The sequence below is a fragment of the uncultured Sphingomonas sp. genome (assembly GCF_946477935.1).
In the GTDB taxonomy this organism is placed as follows: Bacteria; Pseudomonadota; Alphaproteobacteria; order Sphingomonadales; family Sphingomonadaceae; genus Sphingomonas.
The window spans coordinates 1-15,965 of the sequence record NZ_CAMLAC010000074.1 but is presented as its reverse complement, the minus strand read 5'-3'; the positions used below and the strand labels follow the sequence as shown (position 1 = coordinate 15,965).

The following is a 15,965-nucleotide window of genomic DNA, read 5'->3' as shown; positions in this document are numbered from 1 at the left end:
CCCCTGAAGGGGAGGGGAGAAGAAGCGATTCTGCTCCATGCCTGATATTCTTTCCGCCTACCGAGCGCTGGTCGCCGCAGGCGAGCTTCGCCCCGATCCCGAACAGGCCGCCGCCGCCGCCCGGCTGGATGCACTGGCGACCCAATTGGAACAGCCGCCGCGGACCGGATTCTTCGCGCGACTGACCGGGCGCGGCGCCCCTGCGCCCAAGGGCGTCTATATGTGGGGAGGCGTCGGGCGCGGCAAATCGATGCTGATGGACCTGTTCTTCGATCACGTCGCGATCGAGCGGAAACGGCGCGTCCACTTTGCCGAGTTCATGCTGGAGGTGCATGCCCGCATCGCCGCCGAACGTGCCAAGCAGATCGGCGAGCCGATCGCCCCGGTTGCCGCCGCGCTCGCGGAGGAAACCAGGCTGCTGGCGTTCGATGAGATGATGGTGACCAACAGCCCGGATGCGATGATCCTGTCGCGGCTGTTCACCGCGCTGATCGAGGCGGGGGTGACGGTGGTCACCACCTCCAACCGCCCGCCCGCCGACCTGTACAAGAACGGGCTGAACCGCGAGCATTTCCTGCCCTTCATCGCGCTGGTCGAGAGCCGGATGGACGTGATCGCGCTGAACGGCCCGACCGATTACCGGCGAGACCGGCTGGGGCAGGTGGATACCTGGCTGGTGCCGAACGGGGCGGAGGCGACGGCGCAACTGTCCGCCGCCTTCTTCCGGCTGACCGACTATCCGGTGGAGGATGCCGCCCATGTCCCGTCCGAGGATCTGGCGGTGCAGGGGGGGCGTACGCTTCGCGTGCCCAAGGCGCTGAAGGGCGTCGCGGTGTTTTCGTTCAAGCGCCTGTGTGGCGAGGCGCGCGGGGCGGCGGACTATCTGGCGATCGCCCGGCGGTTCCACACGGTCATCCTGGTCGGCATCCCTAAGCTGGGGCCAGAGAACCGCAACGAGGCGGCGCGCTTCGTGGCGCTGATCGACGCGCTGTACGAGCACAAGGTGAAGCTGCTCGCCGCAGCGGATGCGCAACCCGCCGATCTGTATGAAACCGGCGACGGGCGGTTCGAGTTCGAACGTACGATCAGCCGCCTGGAAGAGATGCGATCAGAGGCATATTTGGCCAAGGGGCATGGCGAAGACGGCGAGACGAACGAGCGGGGCTAGTCCGCCGGTTCGAGCCTCCGTCCGGCTTATCGCTCCTGCGAACCATTTGCAATTAAAAACCGAAAGTGCGTGCTTTAGCGGTTGCGGCACGTCGGCAATCGGCGTAGTCCGCATGACCAATCACGCACGTCCATCACGGAGAAGGATTGGAATGGCCCGCAAGAAGATCGCGCTGATCGGCGCCGGCAACATCGGCGGCACGCTCGCGCACCTCGCAGCCCTCAAGGGTCTCGGTGACATCGTTCTGTTCGACGTGGTCGAAGGCGTTCCCCAGGGCAAGGCGCTGGACCTGTCGCAGTGCGGCCCGGTCGAGGGCTTCGATGCGAACATCAAGGGTTCGAACGACTATGCCGACATCGCTGGCGCGGACGTCATCATCGTCACCGCCGGTGTCGCTCGCAAGCCCGGCATGAGCCGCGACGATCTGCTGGGCATCAACCTGAAGGTGATGAAGGCGGTCGGCGAGGGCATCCGCGACAACGCACCCGACGCGTTCGTGATCTGCATCACCAACCCGCTCGACGCGATGGTGTGGGCGCTGCGTGAATTCTCGAGCCTGCCGCACAACAAGGTCGTCGGCATGGCCGGCGTGCTCGACTCGGCGCGCTTCAGCCACTTCCTCGCCGACGAGTTCGGCGTGTCGGTGAAGGATGTGAACACCTTCGTGCTGGGCGGCCACGGCGACACCATGGTGCCCGTGCTGGAATATTCGACCGTCAGCGGCATCCCGGTCAGCGATCTGATCGAGATGGGCTTCTCCACCAAGGAGAAGGTCGACGAGATCATCAAGCGCACGCGTGGCGGAGGCGGCGAGATCGTCGCGCTGCTGAAGACCGGTTCGGCCTATTACGCACCCGCGACCAGCGGCATCGCGATGGCGGAAGCCTATCTGTACGACCAGAAGCGCATCCTGCCGGCCGCGGCGCACCTGACCGGCCAGTACGGCATCGACGATCTGTATGTCGGCGTGCCCGTCGTGATCGGCGCGAACGGCGTCGAGAAGGTGGTCGAGGTCAAGCTGTCGGACGAGGCCAAGGGCAATCTTCAGGTCTCGGTCGACGCGGTCAAGGAACTGCTCGTCGCGTGCAAGGGCATCGACGGCACGCTTGCCTGATTTTCAACGCCCGCGCGCGACCTGATACCGCGCGCGGGTATCTTTATGCCCTCCAATGGGGGCGACGCTAACGGGAGCCCCCATGAGCATCCTCGTCAACAAGAATACCAAGGTCATCACCCAGGGCATGACCGGTGAGACCGGCACGTTCCACACGCAGCAGGCGCTGGCATACGGCACGCAGATGGTCGGCGGCGTGACGCCGGGCAAGGGCGGCACGACGCACCTCGACCTGCCGGTGTTCAACACCGTTGCCGAAGCCAAGTCGAAGACCGGTGCCGACGCCAGCGTGATCTATGTCCCGCCGCCCTTCGCCGCGGACTCGATCCTGGAGGCGATCGACGCCGAGATCCCGCTGATCGTGACGATCACCGAGGGCATTCCGGTGCTCGACATGGTGCGCGTCAAGCGCGCGCTGTCGGGTTCCAAGTCGCGCCTGATCGGCCCGAACTGCCCCGGCGTGCTGACGCCGGGCGAGTGCAAGATCGGCATCATGCCGGGCTCGATCTTCAAGCAGGGTTCGGTGGGCGTCGTGTCGCGCTCGGGCACGCTGACCTATGAGGCGGTGTTCCAGACCTCGAACGCGGGTCTTGGCCAGACGACCGCGGTCGGCATCGGCGGCGACCCCGTCAACGGCACGAACTTCATCGACGTGCTGGAGCTGTTCCTGGCGGACGAGGCGACGCAGTCGATCATCATGATCGGCGAGATCGGCGGCGACGCCGAGGAGCAGGCGGCGCAGTTCCTGAAGGACGAGGCCAAGCGCGGTCGGTCGAAGCCGATGGCGGGCTTCATCGCGGGCCGCACCGCACCTCCGGGCCGCCGCATGGGCCATGCCGGCGCGATCGTGTCGGGCGGCAAGGGCGATGCCGAGAGCAAGATCGCGGCGATGGAAGAAGCGGGCATCAAGGTCGCGGCCAGCCCGTCGGAACTCGGCTCGACGCTGCTGTCGGTGCTGAACAAGTAAGGTGATCGCCTCCCCCCTTCGCGGGGGAGGCGGCCCTAAGGGCGCGGGTGTCGCGGAACCCGTCGCCCTCATCACCCCCTCGCAGACAGGAGGGGCAGAAGGACAATGACGATGGGCTACGAAGGTCAGGATTTCAGCGACATCGCCACCGGCGTCAGCCCGGCGTTCATTGAGGCGCTCTACGCCAAGTACCAGGCCGACCAGGCGTCGGTCGATGGCGGCTGGCGGACCTTCTTCGAAGGGCTGGAGCAGGGCGTGGGCGGTCCGAGCTGGACCAACAAGCGGTGGCCGCTGACCACCACCGACGACCTGACCGCGGGTCTCGATCCGACCCAGATGGAGCCTGCGCCCAAGCCCGCACGTGGCGGCAAGGCTGCGCCTGCGGCACCGGCCGCCGCGCCCTCGACCGATGATATCGTGAAGGCGGCCGGCGACGCGATCCGCGCGCAGTTGCTGATCCGCACCTACCGGGTGCGCGGACACCTGGCCGCCAATCTCGATCCGCTGGGCCTCGCCAAGCGTGAGATGCCCGAGGATCTGAAGACCGAATATTACGGCTTCACCGACGCCGATCTGGATCGCAAGATCTATCTGGGTGGCACGATGGGCTTCGAATGGGCGACCGTTCGCGAGCTGGTCGATACGCTCCGCAAGAATTATTGCGGCAATGTCGGCCTAGAATACATGCACATCGTCGATGTCGAGGAGCGCCGCTTCCTGCAGGAGCGGATGGAAGGCCAGAACAAGGCGATCGAATTCACCACCGACGGCAAGAAGGCCATCCTGAACAAGGTGGTCGAGGCCGAGCAGTGGGAAAAATTCCTCGGCAAGAAATATGTCGGCACCAAGCGCTTCGGCCTTGATGGCGGCGAGAGCATGATCCCGGCGCTGGAATCGGTCATCAAGTACGGTGGCCAGTACGGCGTGCGCGAGATCGTGTTTGGCATGGCGCATCGTGGCCGCCTGAACGTGCTGGCCAACGTCATGGCCAAGCCGCTGCGCGTCATCTTCCACGAGTTCGCCGGCGGATCGGCCAATCCCGACGACATCGGCGGCTCGGGCGACGTGAAGTATCACCTCGGCACCTCCACCGACCGCGAGTTTGACGGGCACAAGGTGCATATGTCGCTGGTTGCCAACCCGTCTCACCTGGAGGCGGTGAACCCCGTCGTGCTGGGCAAGACCCGCGCGATCCAGACGATCGCGAGCGACCTGAAGGACCACAGTGCCTCGCTGCCCGTGCTGATCCATGGCGACGCGGCGTTTGCGGGGCAGGGCATCGTCTGGGAATGCCTCGGCTTCTCCGGCATCCGTGGCTACAACACGGGCGGCTGCGTCCATTTCATCATCAACAACCAGGTGGGCTTCACCACCAGCCCGCAGTTCGCGCGCTCCTCGCCCTATCCGTCGGACGTGGCGAAGGGGGTGCAGGCGCCGGTCTTCCACGTCAACGGCGACGATCCCGAGGCGGTGACCTTTGCCACCAAGATGGCGATGGAGTTCCGTCAGAAGTTCCACCGCGACATCGTGATCGACATGTGGTGCTACCGTCGCTTCGGCCATAACGAGGGCGACGAGCCGGGCTTCACGCAGCCGCTGATGTACAAGGAGATCCGCCAGCATCCGGGCGTGAGCGACATCTACGCCAAGCGCCTGATCGGCGAGGGCGTGATCGACCAGGCCTGGCTGGACGAGAACGTGAAGCAGTACACAACGCTGCTGGAAGGCGAGTTCGAGGCGGGCGCCGCGTACAAGCCGAACAAGGCGGACTGGTTCGCGGGCCGCTGGTCCGGCCTGTCCGCGCCGCGCGAGGGCGACCAGGGTCGTCGCAACGTCGAGACGGGGCTGGACAAGAAGCTGTTCGACGCGATCGGCCGCACGCTGACGACCGTTCCGGACAGCATCCAGATCCACAAGACGCTGGCCCGCGTGCTCGATGCAAAGCGGCAGATGTTCGGCACGGGCGAGAATTTCGACTGGGCGACGGGCGAGGCGCTGGCCTTCGGCTCGCTGCTGTCGGAAGGCTATGGCGTGCGTTTGTCGGGCCAGGATTCGGGCCGCGGCACCTTCTCGCAGCGTCATGCCGTCTGGGTCGATCAGACTGACGAGCACAAGTACGTGCCGCTGCAGACGGTGGAACATGGCCGGTTCGAGGTGCTGGACAGCCCGCTTTCCGAATATGGCGTGCTCGGTTTCGAATATGGCTATGCGCTCGCCGATCCGAAGACGCTGGTGATGTGGGAGGCGCAGTTCGGCGACTTCGTCAACGGCGCGCAGATCATGATCGACCAGTTCATCACGTCGGGCGAGTCCAAGTGGCTGCGCGCCAACGGCCTGGTGATGCTGTTGCCGCACGGTTACGAAGGGCAGGGGCCCGAGCATAGCTCCGCGCGTCCCGAGCGTTTCCTCCAGGCCTGCGCCAACGACAACATCCAGGTGGCGAACTGCACCACGCCGGCCAACTATTTCCACCTGCTGCGCCGGCAGATGCACCGCAATTTCCGCAAGCCCCTGATCCTGATGACGCCCAAGTCGCTGCTGCGCCACAAGCTGGCGGTGTCGAAGGCGGAGGACTTCCTGGGCGACAGCCACTTCCGTCGCATCCTCTCCGACCCCAAGGGCGCGGCGGACGAGGCGACGAAGCGGCTGGTGCTGTGCACCGGCAAGGTCGCCTACGACCTGATGGAAGCACGCGACGCGGCCGGCGACGAGGATACGCAGATCGTCCGCATCGAGCAGCTCTATCCCTTCCCGGGCGAGGCGCTGGCGGAGCGGATCGCGAAGCTGCCCAACCTCGAAGACGTGGTGTGGGCGCAGGAAGAGCCGAAGAACAACGGCTACTGGTTCTTCGTCGAGCCGTTGATCGAGGAATCGCTGGCCGACGCCGGCGCTTCGGTGAAGCGTGCGCGCTATGCGGGTCGCGCCTCGGCAGCGTCGCCCGCGACGGGCCTGATGAAGCGCCACACCGCCGAGCAGGGTGCGCTCGTCGCCGATGCGCTGGGCCACAGCGTGCGCGACGAGATCCGTCGCACACGCGCCGAGAGCACGACCACGAACCGCCCCAAGGAAGGTCCGTCGAGCTGAGCTTGCCGGCCCGGCCGGTGGCCGGGTCGTTTGGAATGGAAACCTGGCGCGGGCCATGATCGACCCGCCCGCGTAAAGCCCCGGTCCGGCCGGGGCGGAGGAAGATGGGAATGGCGACTGAAGTTCTGGTGCCGACGCTCGGCGAATCGATCACCGAAGCGACTCTGGGTGAATGGCTGAAGCAGCCGGGCGACGCGGTCGCGGTTGACGAGCCGATCGCGAGCCTCGAGACCGACAAGGTCTCGGTAGAGGTGCCGTCGCCCGTCGCGGGTGTGATGGGTGATCATGCGGTGAAGGTGGGCGACACCGTGCAGGTCGGCGCGCTGATCGCCACCGTCGATGCGGGTGGCTCGGCCCCCGCCAAGACGGAAGCGCCGCAGCCCGCCGCCACCGCGACCCCGGCGTCCGCGCCGGCCCCGGCACCCGCTGCCGCCGAAGCACCGTCGGGCGACTCGCCTGCCGCCCTGTCGCCGTCGGTCCGCCGCGCGATCCTGGAGCATGGCCTCGACCCCTCGACGATCAAGGGCACCGGCAAGGACGGCCGTATCACCAAGGAAGACGTGGCGTCCGCTGCGCAGAACAAGCCCCAGGCGGCCGCCACGCCCGCCGTCGCGGGCGCGTCGTCGGACGGCGGGCAGGCCGCCGCCGGCCGCGGCTCTTTGCGTAACGAAGAGCGCGTGAAGATGACCCGCCTGCGCCAGACGATCGCCAAGCGTCTGAAGGAAGCGCAGAACACCGCCGCGATGCTGACGACGTTCAACGACGTCGACATGACCGCGGTCATCGAGGCGCGCGCCAAGTACAAGGACCTGTTCGAGAAGAAGCATGGCGTCCGCCTGGGCTTCATGGGTTTCTTCGTGAAGGCCGCGACGATGGCGCTGAAGGACATCCCCGCCGTCAACGCCTCCATCGAAGGCGACGAGATCGTCTATCACGACTATGCCGACATCTCGGTCGCGGTGTCCGCGCCGAACGGTCTGGTCGTGCCGGTGATCCGCGATGCGCAGAACCTGACGGTGGCCGGCATCGAGAAGACGATCGGCGACTTCGGCAAGCGCGCCAAGGACGGCACGCTGAAGATGGACGAGATGAAGGGCGGTACCTTCACCATCTCCAACGGCGGCGTGTTCGGTTCGCTGATGTCCACCCCGATCATCAACCCGCCGCAGTCGGCGGTGCTGGGCCTGCACCGCATCGAGGAGCGCCCCGTGGTCCGTGACGGCCAGGTCGTGGTGCGTCCGATGATGTACCTGGCGCTCAGCTACGACCACCGCCTGATCGACGGTCGCGAGGCGGTGACCTTCCTGGTCGCGCTGAAGAACGCGATTGAGGACCCGACGCGCGTCCTGATCGACCTCTGATCATAGATTGACCTATACAGGCCCTCGCTTCCGCGGGGGCCTGTCCACATATCCGATTGTGGCGGGAGGCATCCCGCAGGCTGGACCCCGAAGACCGGGGAACGGGAGAGACAAATGGCTGAGTACGACTATGACGTCCTGGTGATCGGCGCCGGCCCCGGCGGCTATGTCGCGGCGATCCGCGCGGCGCAGCTGGGCCTGAAGACCGCGTGCGCCGAATCGCGCGAGACGCTGGGCGGCACCTGCCTCAACGTCGGCTGCATCCCGTCCAAGGCGCTGTTGCATGCGTCCGAGCTGTTCGAGGAAGCGTCGCACGGCGCGTTCGCCAAGTTCGGCATCGAGGTGGAGGGCGCCCGGCTGAACCTCGAGCAGATGCATGCGGAGAAGGCCAAGGCGGTCGGCGAGCTGACCGGCGGTATCGAGTACCTGTTCAAGAAGAACAAGGTCACTTGGCTGAAGGGCAAGGCGAGCTTCACCGACGCCAGCACCGTAACCGTCGGCGAACAAACGGTTACCGCGCGCGACATCGTGATCGCGACGGGCTCGTCGGTGACCCCGCTGCCCGGCGTCGAGATCGACCAGAAGGTCGTCGTCGACTCCACCGGCGCGCTCGCGCTGCCCAAGGTCCCCGAGCATCTCGTCGTCATCGGCGGCGGCGTGATCGGCCTCGAACTCGGCTCGGTGTGGCGCCGTCTGGGCGCCAAGGTGACGGTGGTCGAATATCTGGACCAGATCCTGCCCGGCTTCGACGGCGAGGTCCGCAAGGAATCGGCGAAGCTGTTCAAGAAGCAGGGCTTCGAGTTGAAGACCGGCACGAAGGTGACGGGCGTCACCGTCGAGGGCGGGACGGCGACGGTTTCCATCGAGCCGGCGGCTGGCGGCGCAGCGGAAACGCTGACCGCCGACGCGGTGCTGGTCGCGATCGGCCGCAAGCCGAATACCGACGGCCTGAACCTGGAAGCGGCGGGCGTGAAGCTCAACAACCGTGGCCAGGTCGAGATCGACCATGACTTCGCGACCAATGTCGACGGCGTCTGGGCGATCGGCGACGTCGCCCCCGGCCTGATGCTCGCGCACAAGGCCGAGGACGAGGGCGTCGCGGTGGCGGAGAATATCGCAGGGCAGACCGGCATCGTGAACCATGACGTGATCCCGTCGGTGGTCTACACCATGCCGGAGATTGCGGGCGTCGGTCTCTCCGAGGAAGCGGCCAAGGAGAAGGGCGAGATCAAGGTCGGCAAGTTCCCGTTCATGGCGAACAGCCGTGCCAAGACCAACCGTGACACCGACGGTTTCGTGAAGGTGATCGCGGACGCCAAGACCGACCGCGTGCTGGGCGTGTGGATCGTCTCCAGCCTGGCCGGCACGATGATCGCACAGGCCGCGCAGGCGATGGAATTCGGCGCGACCAGCGAGGATATCGCCTATACCTGCCACGCGCACCCGACGCATTCGGAAGCGCTGAAGGAAGCCGCGATGGCGGTGCAGGGCAAGCCGATCCACATCTGATCGGCTGCACGCTCGACAATAGGCGAAAGGGCCGCTGGGATGATCCCTGCGGCCCTTTTTCATGTCAGTGCGGCACCGCGCCGGTCTCCACCCCGGTCTTGTCGTGGAGCGCGTAACGATCGATCAGGTCAGCGCTCGCGGCGTTGTAGCCGATCACCTCCACCTGTCGGCCGCCGCCGCGCAGGCGGGCGACGATCTTGTCGAGCGCGCCGACGCCGGAAATATCCCAGAAGTGCGCGGCCGATACGTCGATCACCACACGGGCCGCGGGCTCGTCGGGGCGGAAGGCGCGGGTGAAGCGATCGACCGAGGCGAAGAAGATCTGGCCGGTCACGCGGTAAATCGCGCTGTCGCCTTCGACATCACGCACGACCGCGAACATCCGCTGGACCTTCCCCGCGAAGAACACGCCCGACAGCAACACGCCGACGAGAACGCCCTGCGCCAGATTGTGGGTCGCCACCACCACGACGACGGTCGCCACCATGACGACGCTGGAGGTCCAGGGGTGATGGCGGATGTTGGTGATCGAGTTCCAGCTGAAGGTGCCGATCGCGACCATGATCATGACCGCGACGAGGGCCGGCATCGGGATGCGGCCGACCCAGGGTCCGAGTACGGCGAGCATGAAGAGGAGGACTGCGCCCGCGGCGAAAGTCGACAGCCGGGTGCGGCCGCCCGAGGTGACGTTGATGACCGTCTGGCCGATCACCGCACAGCCCCCCATGCCGCCAGCCAGTGCCGAGGCGATGTTGGCGCCGCCCTGACCCATGCACTCGCGTCGCTTGTCGCTGTCCGTCTCGGTCATGTCGTCGACGATCTGTGCGGTCAGCAGCGCCTCCAGCAAGCCAACCGCGGCCATGGTGAGCGAGAAGGGCAGGATGATGCGCAGCGTCTCCAGCGTCAGGGGGACGTGGGGAAGCGTGAAGCTGGGAAGGCCATGGGGGATGTTGCCCATGTCGCCGACCGTGCGCACCGGCAGGCCCAGCGCGATGCTGACCGCGGCGAGCGAAAGGACCGTCACCAGCGGGGCGGGCACCGCCTTCGTCACGCGTGGAAAGAGGTAGACGATGGCAAGGCCGGCCGCGACCATCGCATAGCTGTGCCACGTCACCCCGACGAGTTGCGGTAGCTGGCCCATGAAGACGAGGATGGCGAGCGCGTTGACGAAGCCGGTGATGACCGAGCGCGAGACGAACTGCATCAGCAGGTCGAGCCGGGCGAAGCCGGCGGCGATCTGGATGATGCCCATCAGGATCGTCGCGGCGAACAGATAATCGACGCCGTGATCGCGGACGAGCGGCGTTACCACCACCGCGACTGCCGCGGTCGAGGCCGAGATCATCCCCGGCCGGCCGCCGAGCAGCGAGATGACGATGGCGATCGCGACCGAGGCGTAAAGGCCGACGCTGGGATCGACCCCGGCGATGATCGAAAAGCCGATCGCCTCCGGGATCAGGGCGAGGGCGACGACGACGCCGGCTAGGATGTCGCGGCCGGCCTGCGGCACGCCGACGAACCATTCGGCGCGGGTGCGGGAAAGAAAATCGGTCATGAGGAAATCTGCAACGGGGCCCATGGCGCCGGAAAGGGGCGCGACGGATGGGGCATGGGCAGGTTGTCCGACGGATCGGCGGCCGGAAGAGCCACCCGGGATCTCACCGGGTCCTTGCGATTGCCGGCGCCCTTAGCGGAGGTGGTGGCAGAGGAGCAAGCCGCCCTGTTTCGACGCCCTATTTCGCAGCCTTGCGCAAGGCGAGGCGGACCAGCGCGTCGAGCGTTGCGGTCTCACCCAGATCCTCCTCGGCCGCCGCGACGGCAGCGCTGGCCTCGGCCGGGCGGAAGCCGAGGTTGAGGAGCGCGGACACCGCATCGGCGCCGGCGCCGACCGGGATCACCTGCGACGCGGCAGCGGGGCCAAGGACGATGCCGCCGGTCTTGTCCTTCAGCTCCATCACGATGCGCTGCGCCAGCTTGGGGCCGACGCCGTTGGCGCGCGCGATCATTGCCTTGTCGCCGCTGGCGACGGCGCGGGCGATCTCGGACGGGTCGAGTGCGGAGAGGATGGCCAGCGCGACCCTTGATCCCACGCCCTGCACGCCGGTCAGCAGCCGGAACCAGTCGCGCTCCGCCGAGGAGGAGAAGCCGACCAGCCGGATCGAATCCTCCGACACCAGCATCTCGGTATGCAGCATCGCGGCCTCGCCCACCGGCCCGATCGCCGCCAGCGTCCGCGCGGATGCGCCGACCAGATAGCCGACGCCGCCGACATCGATCACCGCATGGTCGGTGCCGGTTGCGTCCAATCGTCCCTTCAGATGCGCGATCATGGCCGATCGCTAGAACAAACCCGGCACGCTGTCACCGGGGTTCGGTGCGTTTGGGGCTTTTGGTGGAATGGTTCACGCGAAGACGCGAAGGCGCGAAGAAGAAGGGGATTTTCACGCGGAGGCGCGGAGGCGCGGAGAAGAAGAAGGTTTTGCGCGCGGAGGCGCAGAGTGCGTCTCTTGAGCCGTAGGCTCAGCCTGGATCACCGAGCAGGAAAGTCTTCCGATCGGAAGGTGGCCGCTTGGGTCGCAGCCAACGCAATCTCTCTGCGTCCTTTGCGCCTCTGCGCGAACTCCATCTGCTTCTCAGCGCCTCCGCGCCTCCGCGCCTCCGCGCCTCCGCGTGAAAATTCTCTTCGCGGCTTCGCGTCCTCGCGTGAACAGGCATCTCACGCAACGCTACTAGGCCGAAATCCCCGTCCGCCGCATCTGCGCCCGCGCGCTCGCCAGGTGATGCGCATGAGTGATCGCCACTGCCAGCGCGTCGGCCGCGTCGGGGCCGGCGAGCTTCACGCCGGGCAGCAGGTGGCCGACCATCGCCTGGATCTGCTTCTTGTCCGCGCCGCCGGTGCCGACCACCGCCTTCTTGACGATGCTGGGATGATATTCGCCCACGATCAGCCCCGCCTGCGCCGCGGACAGCAGGACGATGCCGCGTGCCTGACCCAGCTTCAGGGTGGATTGCGCGTTGGAATTGCCCAGCACCTCCTCCACCGCCGCGCCGTCCGGGCGTTCGACCCGGATCATTTCGGCAAGCGCGGCGTGGAGATAGGTCAGGCGGCGGGGCAGGGGCATGGACGGCTCGGTCTTGATCTGGCCGTTGCCGATATGGCGCAGCCGATTGCCCTCCGCCGCGATGACACCCCAGCCGGTGGTGCCAAGACCGGGATCGAGACCAAGCAGGATCATGCCGGCTGGATCAACCCAGCTTCTCCATGACCTCGTCGGAGACCTCGTAGTTGCCCCAGACGGTCTGAACGTCGTCATCATCGTCCAGCGCGTCGATCAGCTTGAACAGCGTCGCCGCATCGCCTTCCTCGACCGAGACCATGGTCTGCGGCCGCCAGGCGAGCTTGGCGCCTTCTGCTTCGCCCAGCACCGGCTCCAGCGCCTTGCTGACTTCGTGGAGCGCGCCCTGCTCGGTCCAGATCTCGTGACCATCCTCGGTGGAGGTCACGTCCTCGGCACCCGCTTCCAGTGCCGCCTCGAACACCTTTTCGGCATCGCCCACGCTGGCCGGATAGGTGATCAGGCCGACCCGGTCGAAGCCGTGGCTGACCGAGCCCGCCGTGCCCAGATTGCCGCCATTCTTCGACACGGCGGTGCGCACGTTGGTGGCGGTGCGGTTGCGATTGTCGGTCAGCGCCTCGATGATGAGCGACACGCCGCCGGGGCCGAAGCCCTCATAACGGATTTCCTCGTAATTCTCCGTATCGCCCTTCGATGCCTTGTCGATCGCGCGCTGGATATTGTCCTTGGGCATGGACTGCGCCTTGGCCGCGTTCACCGCGGCGCGCAGGCGCGGGTTCATGTCCGGATCGGGCAGGCCCATCTTGGCCGCCACGGTGATCTCGCGGGAAAGCTTGGAGAACATGCCCGAGCGCTTTTTGTCCTGCGCGCCCTTGCGGTGCATGATGTTCTTGAATTTGCTGTGGCCTGCCATCGGTGCCTCATTGAGTGATGCAGCGCACTTAGCGGGCCGGGGCCGGTTTTGCCACCTGCGCGAAATACAAGTCTTGTTTGGGGCCGTGCCCATGCGGCATGGCCCGTGGCCATGACGGTACGCGTGGACATGGGAACGGATGAGCGCGGCTCGTCCGTCCCGATCGATCTGGAAGAATTGCTGGCGACCCGCCTGCTCGTGCAGGGCAATTCGGGTTCGGGCAAGTCGCATCTGCTGCGCCGCCTGCTCGAGAAATCGGCCGGGCAGGTGCAACAGGTGGTGATCGATCCGGAAGGGGATTTCGTCACCCTGTCCAAGGCTTACGGCCATGTGGTGATCGAGGCGGGCGATTATGCCGAGCGCGAGGTGGCGAAGTTCGGCAGCCGCATCCGCGAGCACCGTGCCTCTGTCGTCCTCAGCCTGGAGGGGCTGGAGATCGAGGGGCAGATGCGCTGTGCCGCGGCCTTCCTGAACGCGCTGTTCGATGCGCCGCGGGAGCATTGGTATCCGGCGCTGGTGGTGGTGGATGAGGCGCAGTTGTTTGCGCCCACGACGGGCGGGGAGGTGACGGAGGAGGTGCGCAGGGCGTCGTTGTCGGCGATGACGAACCTGATGTGCCGGGGGCGCAAGCGCGGGCTGGCGGGGGTGATCGCGACGCAGCGGCTGGCCAAGCTGGCGAAGAACGTGGCGGCGGAGGCTTCGAACTTCCTGATGGGGCGGACGTTCCTCGACATCGACATGGCGCGCGCCGCCGACCTGCTGGGCATGGAGCGGCGGCAGGCGGATGCGATTCGCGATCTGGCGCGGGGCACCTTCCTGGCGCTGGGGCCGGCGGTGTCGCGCCGGCCGATCACGGTGAAGATCGGTGCGGTGGAAACCTCGGCACGCTCGGGCAGTCCGAAGCTGACGCCCTTGCCCGATGCGCCGCCGCCCGACCTGCAGGACCTGTTGTTCGCGCCGGTCGAGGAGGCGCCGCAATTGCCGATGACCTTCGACCCGCGGCCGCGGCGCGTGCCCGCCGACGAACTGATGGCCGATCTGGGGCGCCCGCCGCTGCCCACCACGGCGGCGCCGGCGGTGCCCGACAAGAGCGGCGAGGAGGTGGAGGCGATCTATGCCGATGTGCTGCGTGCGATCGTCGAGGATGCCGAATCGACCTTCCGCCCGGCATCGGTGCTGTTCCAGGATTTCCAGGTGCGTTGCCGCATGGCGGGGCTGGCAAGGCCGCCGCTGGACCTGAACGGTTTCGCGCGGCGGCTGTCCTGCGCACGCGCGGGCATCTTCGACGTGACCGATCCCGACTGGCAGGATGCGCTGGCGCTGGCGCGTGCGCTGCCCGACGACATGCTGGGCGCCTTCCTGCTGGTCGCGCGTGCGGCGCGGGCGGGGGAGCCGTGTCCGCCGGATACGCAGATCGCGCAGACCTATGGCACGAGTTCGCTGGGCAGGGTGCGGCGTCTGATCGGCTATATCGAGAGCCGCGATCTGTTCGTGTGCCGGACCGATCTGACCGGCAAGCGGTCGATCACGATTCCCCGGCTGGGATGGACGACGCAGGCGGCGGAGGCGGCCTGATCGGGGGGGGGCGAGCCAGCAGTGCTGCACTGCTTGGCGGCCCCTCACCTTCCCACTGCCTTTGGCAGCGGGCTCCTTCCTCTCCCCGGAGGGGAGAGGAAGACGTGGATCAGAGCATGCCCAGCGCCTGCATATAGACCTCGAGGATGGCCTCCTCCTCCTGATACTCTTCCCGCTTCTTCTTGCGGATCGCCATGATCTTCCGGATCGCCTTGGCGTCGTAGCCGCGGGCCTTGGCCTCGGCGAAGACGTCCTTGATGTCGTCGGCGATGCCCTTCTTCTCTTCTTCCAGTCGCTCGGCGCGCTCGATCAGCAGCCGCAGCTCGTCTGCCGCGACCTGGCCCGAGCCTTCGAATTCCGCGTCCGCCATGATGATTCGCTTTCCCTTAGATGCCGCTGCCCTCGCCCGCGCGGGCGGGGCGGCGATGAAGATTCCCGATGTCGGGTGCGGCGGCGCGTCTAGGGCTTTTGCGCGCGCCGCTCAACCGTCGTCAGTGCGCGTTCCTTGCGACGCTTTCCTTCATCCGGGCAAGCTGTTCCGGTGAAGCGTCCGCCTGATGCGCCGCCTTCCACTGGTCATAGGGCATGCCGTAGATCGTCTCGCGCGCGGCGTCCTTGTCCAGCCCGCCAGCCTCGCCCACCCAGTCGGACAGGCAGTTGCGGCAGAAGCCGGCCAGACCCATCAGGTCCACATTCTGCGCATCGGTGCGGTGGCGCAGGTGGCGCACCAGCCGGCGGAAGGCGGCGGCCGCCGCCGCATCGTCCAGCATGTCGAGACGGTCCATTTTACAAGCTCCAAGGTTGATCGGCGCGTAATAGAGGTTAGAGCCGTGCGGGCAAAGTTCGCAGGATAAGCGCTACATGACCAAGGCCCTCGCCCCCCGCTCCCGCAAAGTCCGCGTGCTGGCCACGCTGGGACCCGCCAGCAGCGATCCCGAAATGATCGCCACGCTGTTCCAGGCGGGCGCGGACGCGTTCCGGATCAACATGAGCCATGGCGATCAGGCGTCGAAGGTGCCGCTTATCCAGGCGATCCGCGGCATGGAGGCGCGGTTCAACCGTCCGACCACGATCCTGGCCGACCTTCAGGGCCCCAAGCTGCGCGTCGGCAAGTTCGAGGGCGGCCGAACCGTGCTGGAGACGGGCAGCACCTTCGTGCTGGACCGCGATCCGACCCCGGGCGACGCGACCCGCGTC

At 66.8% G+C, this 15,965-nt stretch carries 14 protein-coding genes and 1 other annotated feature; of the genes, 8 read left to right on the top strand and 6 right to left on the bottom strand.

The window, feature by feature from the left end; translation table 11 throughout:
- Positions 1-37 precede the first annotated feature (37 nt).
- From zapE to lpdA, 6 genes are all read left to right on the top strand, one after another.
- On the top strand, positions 38-1,168 hold the full coding sequence (gene zapE, locus Q0U08_RS09900) for a cell division protein ZapE (protein ID WP_298091286.1): 1,131 nt from the start codon (positions 38-40) through the stop codon (positions 1,166-1,168).
- 151 nt (positions 1,169-1,319) lie between these two features.
- Positions 1,320-2,282, top strand: coding sequence for a malate dehydrogenase (mdh, locus tag Q0U08_RS09895; RefSeq protein WP_298091285.1), 963 nt, complete (start codon positions 1,320-1,322; stop codon positions 2,280-2,282).
- 82 nt (positions 2,283-2,364) lie between these two features.
- Positions 2,365-3,249, top strand: a complete 885-nt coding sequence (gene sucD / locus Q0U08_RS09890) for a succinate--CoA ligase subunit alpha (protein ID WP_112382031.1) — start codon at positions 2,365-2,367, stop codon at positions 3,247-3,249.
- Positions 3,250-3,360: 111 nt separating this feature from the next.
- Entirely contained in the window at positions 3,361-6,333 is a 2,973-nt protein-coding gene (locus tag Q0U08_RS09885) for a 2-oxoglutarate dehydrogenase E1 component (protein WP_298091284.1), read from the top strand.
- A gap of 110 nt (positions 6,334-6,443) precedes the next feature.
- On the top strand, positions 6,444-7,694 hold the full coding sequence (odhB, locus tag Q0U08_RS09880; protein WP_298091283.1) for a 2-oxoglutarate dehydrogenase complex dihydrolipoyllysine-residue succinyltransferase: 1,251 nt from the start codon (positions 6,444-6,446) through the stop codon (positions 7,692-7,694).
- Between the two features lie 114 nt (positions 7,695-7,808).
- Entirely contained in the window at positions 7,809-9,203 is a 1,395-nt protein-coding gene (gene lpdA / locus Q0U08_RS09875) for a dihydrolipoyl dehydrogenase (protein WP_298091282.1), read from the top strand.
- Between the two features lie 64 nt (positions 9,204-9,267).
- Here the strand turns inward: lpdA and Q0U08_RS09870 are convergent, their stop codons facing one another.
- From Q0U08_RS09870 to Q0U08_RS09855, 4 genes are all read right to left on the bottom strand, one after another.
- Positions 9,268-10,758 (bottom strand): SulP family inorganic anion transporter, encoded by a 1,491-nt coding sequence (locus Q0U08_RS09870; RefSeq protein WP_298091281.1) that lies wholly within the window; start codon positions 10,756-10,758, stop codon positions 9,268-9,270.
- 61 nt (positions 10,759-10,819) lie between these two features.
- Positions 10,820-10,875, bottom strand: a sequence feature (sul1 is cis-regulatory element that is thought to sense ions involved in sulfur or methionine metabolism; They are found in Alphaproteobacteria).
- A gap of 61 nt (positions 10,876-10,936) precedes the next feature.
- On the bottom strand, positions 10,937-11,533 hold the full coding sequence (gene ruvA, locus Q0U08_RS09865) for a Holliday junction branch migration protein RuvA (protein ID WP_298091280.1): 597 nt from the start codon (positions 11,531-11,533) through the stop codon (positions 10,937-10,939).
- A 399-nt stretch (positions 11,534-11,932) separates the two neighbouring features.
- On the bottom strand, positions 11,933-12,439 hold the full coding sequence (gene ruvC / locus Q0U08_RS09860) for a crossover junction endodeoxyribonuclease RuvC (protein ID WP_298091279.1): 507 nt from the start codon (positions 12,437-12,439) through the stop codon (positions 11,933-11,935).
- Between the two features lie 10 nt (positions 12,440-12,449).
- A complete protein-coding gene (locus tag Q0U08_RS09855) occupies positions 12,450-13,193 on the bottom strand; it encodes a YebC/PmpR family DNA-binding transcriptional regulator (protein ID WP_298091278.1) in 744 nt (247 codons plus the stop codon).
- Between the two features lie 111 nt (positions 13,194-13,304).
- On the opposite strand from Q0U08_RS09855, the gene Q0U08_RS09850 reads away from it, so the two are divergent.
- Positions 13,305-14,768 carry an ATP-binding protein gene (locus Q0U08_RS09850; protein ID WP_298091277.1) on the top strand — a complete coding sequence of 488 codons (1,464 nt, stop codon included), beginning with the start codon at positions 13,305-13,307 and terminating at the stop codon, positions 14,766-14,768.
- A gap of 109 nt (positions 14,769-14,877) precedes the next feature.
- On the opposite strand, the gene Q0U08_RS09845 is transcribed toward Q0U08_RS09850, so the two are convergent.
- Together Q0U08_RS09845 and Q0U08_RS09840 are read right to left on the bottom strand one after the other, a co-directional pair.
- Entirely contained in the window at positions 14,878-15,138 is a 261-nt protein-coding gene (locus Q0U08_RS09845) for a DUF2312 domain-containing protein (protein ID WP_298091276.1), read from the bottom strand.
- Positions 15,139-15,259: 121 nt separating this feature from the next.
- The gene (locus Q0U08_RS09840) at positions 15,260-15,553 is read right to left on the bottom strand and encodes a DUF1244 domain-containing protein (protein WP_298091275.1); all 294 of its coding nucleotides are present in this window, start codon (positions 15,551-15,553) and stop codon (positions 15,260-15,262) included.
- Positions 15,554-15,629: 76 nt separating this feature from the next.
- Here Q0U08_RS09840 and Q0U08_RS09835 point away from each other — a divergent pair.
- Positions 15,630-15,965: pyruvate kinase (locus tag Q0U08_RS09835; protein ID WP_298091274.1), on the top strand; the 336-nt coding region annotated here is incomplete at its 3' end.

Bases quoted from the DNA above. Each gene is read 5' to 3' on its own strand.
- Q0U08_RS09855 (WP_298091278.1), bottom strand. From the start codon at position 13,193: ATGGCAGGCCACAGCAAATTCAAGAACATCATGCACCGCAAGGGCGCG.
- sucD (WP_112382031.1), top strand. From the start codon at position 2,365: ATGAGCATCCTCGTCAACAAGAATACCAAGGTCATCACCCAGGGCATG.
- mdh (WP_298091285.1), top strand. From the start codon at position 1,320: ATGGCCCGCAAGAAGATCGCGCTGATCGGCGCCGGCAACATCGGCGGC.
- ruvA (WP_298091280.1), bottom strand. From the start codon at position 11,533: ATGATCGCGCATCTGAAGGGACGATTGGACGCAACCGGCACCGACCAT.
- Q0U08_RS09870 (WP_298091281.1), bottom strand. From the start codon at position 10,758: ATGACCGATTTTCTTTCCCGCACCCGCGCCGAATGGTTCGTCGGCGTG.
- odhB (WP_298091283.1), top strand. From the start codon at position 6,444: ATGGCGACTGAAGTTCTGGTGCCGACGCTCGGCGAATCGATCACCGAA.
- Q0U08_RS09885 (WP_298091284.1), top strand. From the start codon at position 3,361: ATGGGCTACGAAGGTCAGGATTTCAGCGACATCGCCACCGGCGTCAGC.
- Q0U08_RS09840 (WP_298091275.1), bottom strand. From the start codon at position 15,553: ATGGACCGTCTCGACATGCTGGACGATGCGGCGGCGGCCGCCGCCTTC.
- Q0U08_RS09845 (WP_298091276.1), bottom strand. From the start codon at position 15,138: ATGGCGGACGCGGAATTCGAAGGCTCGGGCCAGGTCGCGGCAGACGAG.
- Q0U08_RS09850 (WP_298091277.1), top strand. From the start codon at position 13,305: ATGACGGTACGCGTGGACATGGGAACGGATGAGCGCGGCTCGTCCGTC.
- lpdA (WP_298091282.1), top strand. From the start codon at position 7,809: ATGGCTGAGTACGACTATGACGTCCTGGTGATCGGCGCCGGCCCCGGC.
- ruvC (WP_298091279.1), bottom strand. From the start codon at position 12,439: ATGATCCTGCTTGGTCTCGATCCCGGTCTTGGCACCACCGGCTGGGGT.
- zapE (WP_298091286.1), top strand. From the start codon at position 38: ATGCCTGATATTCTTTCCGCCTACCGAGCGCTGGTCGCCGCAGGCGAG.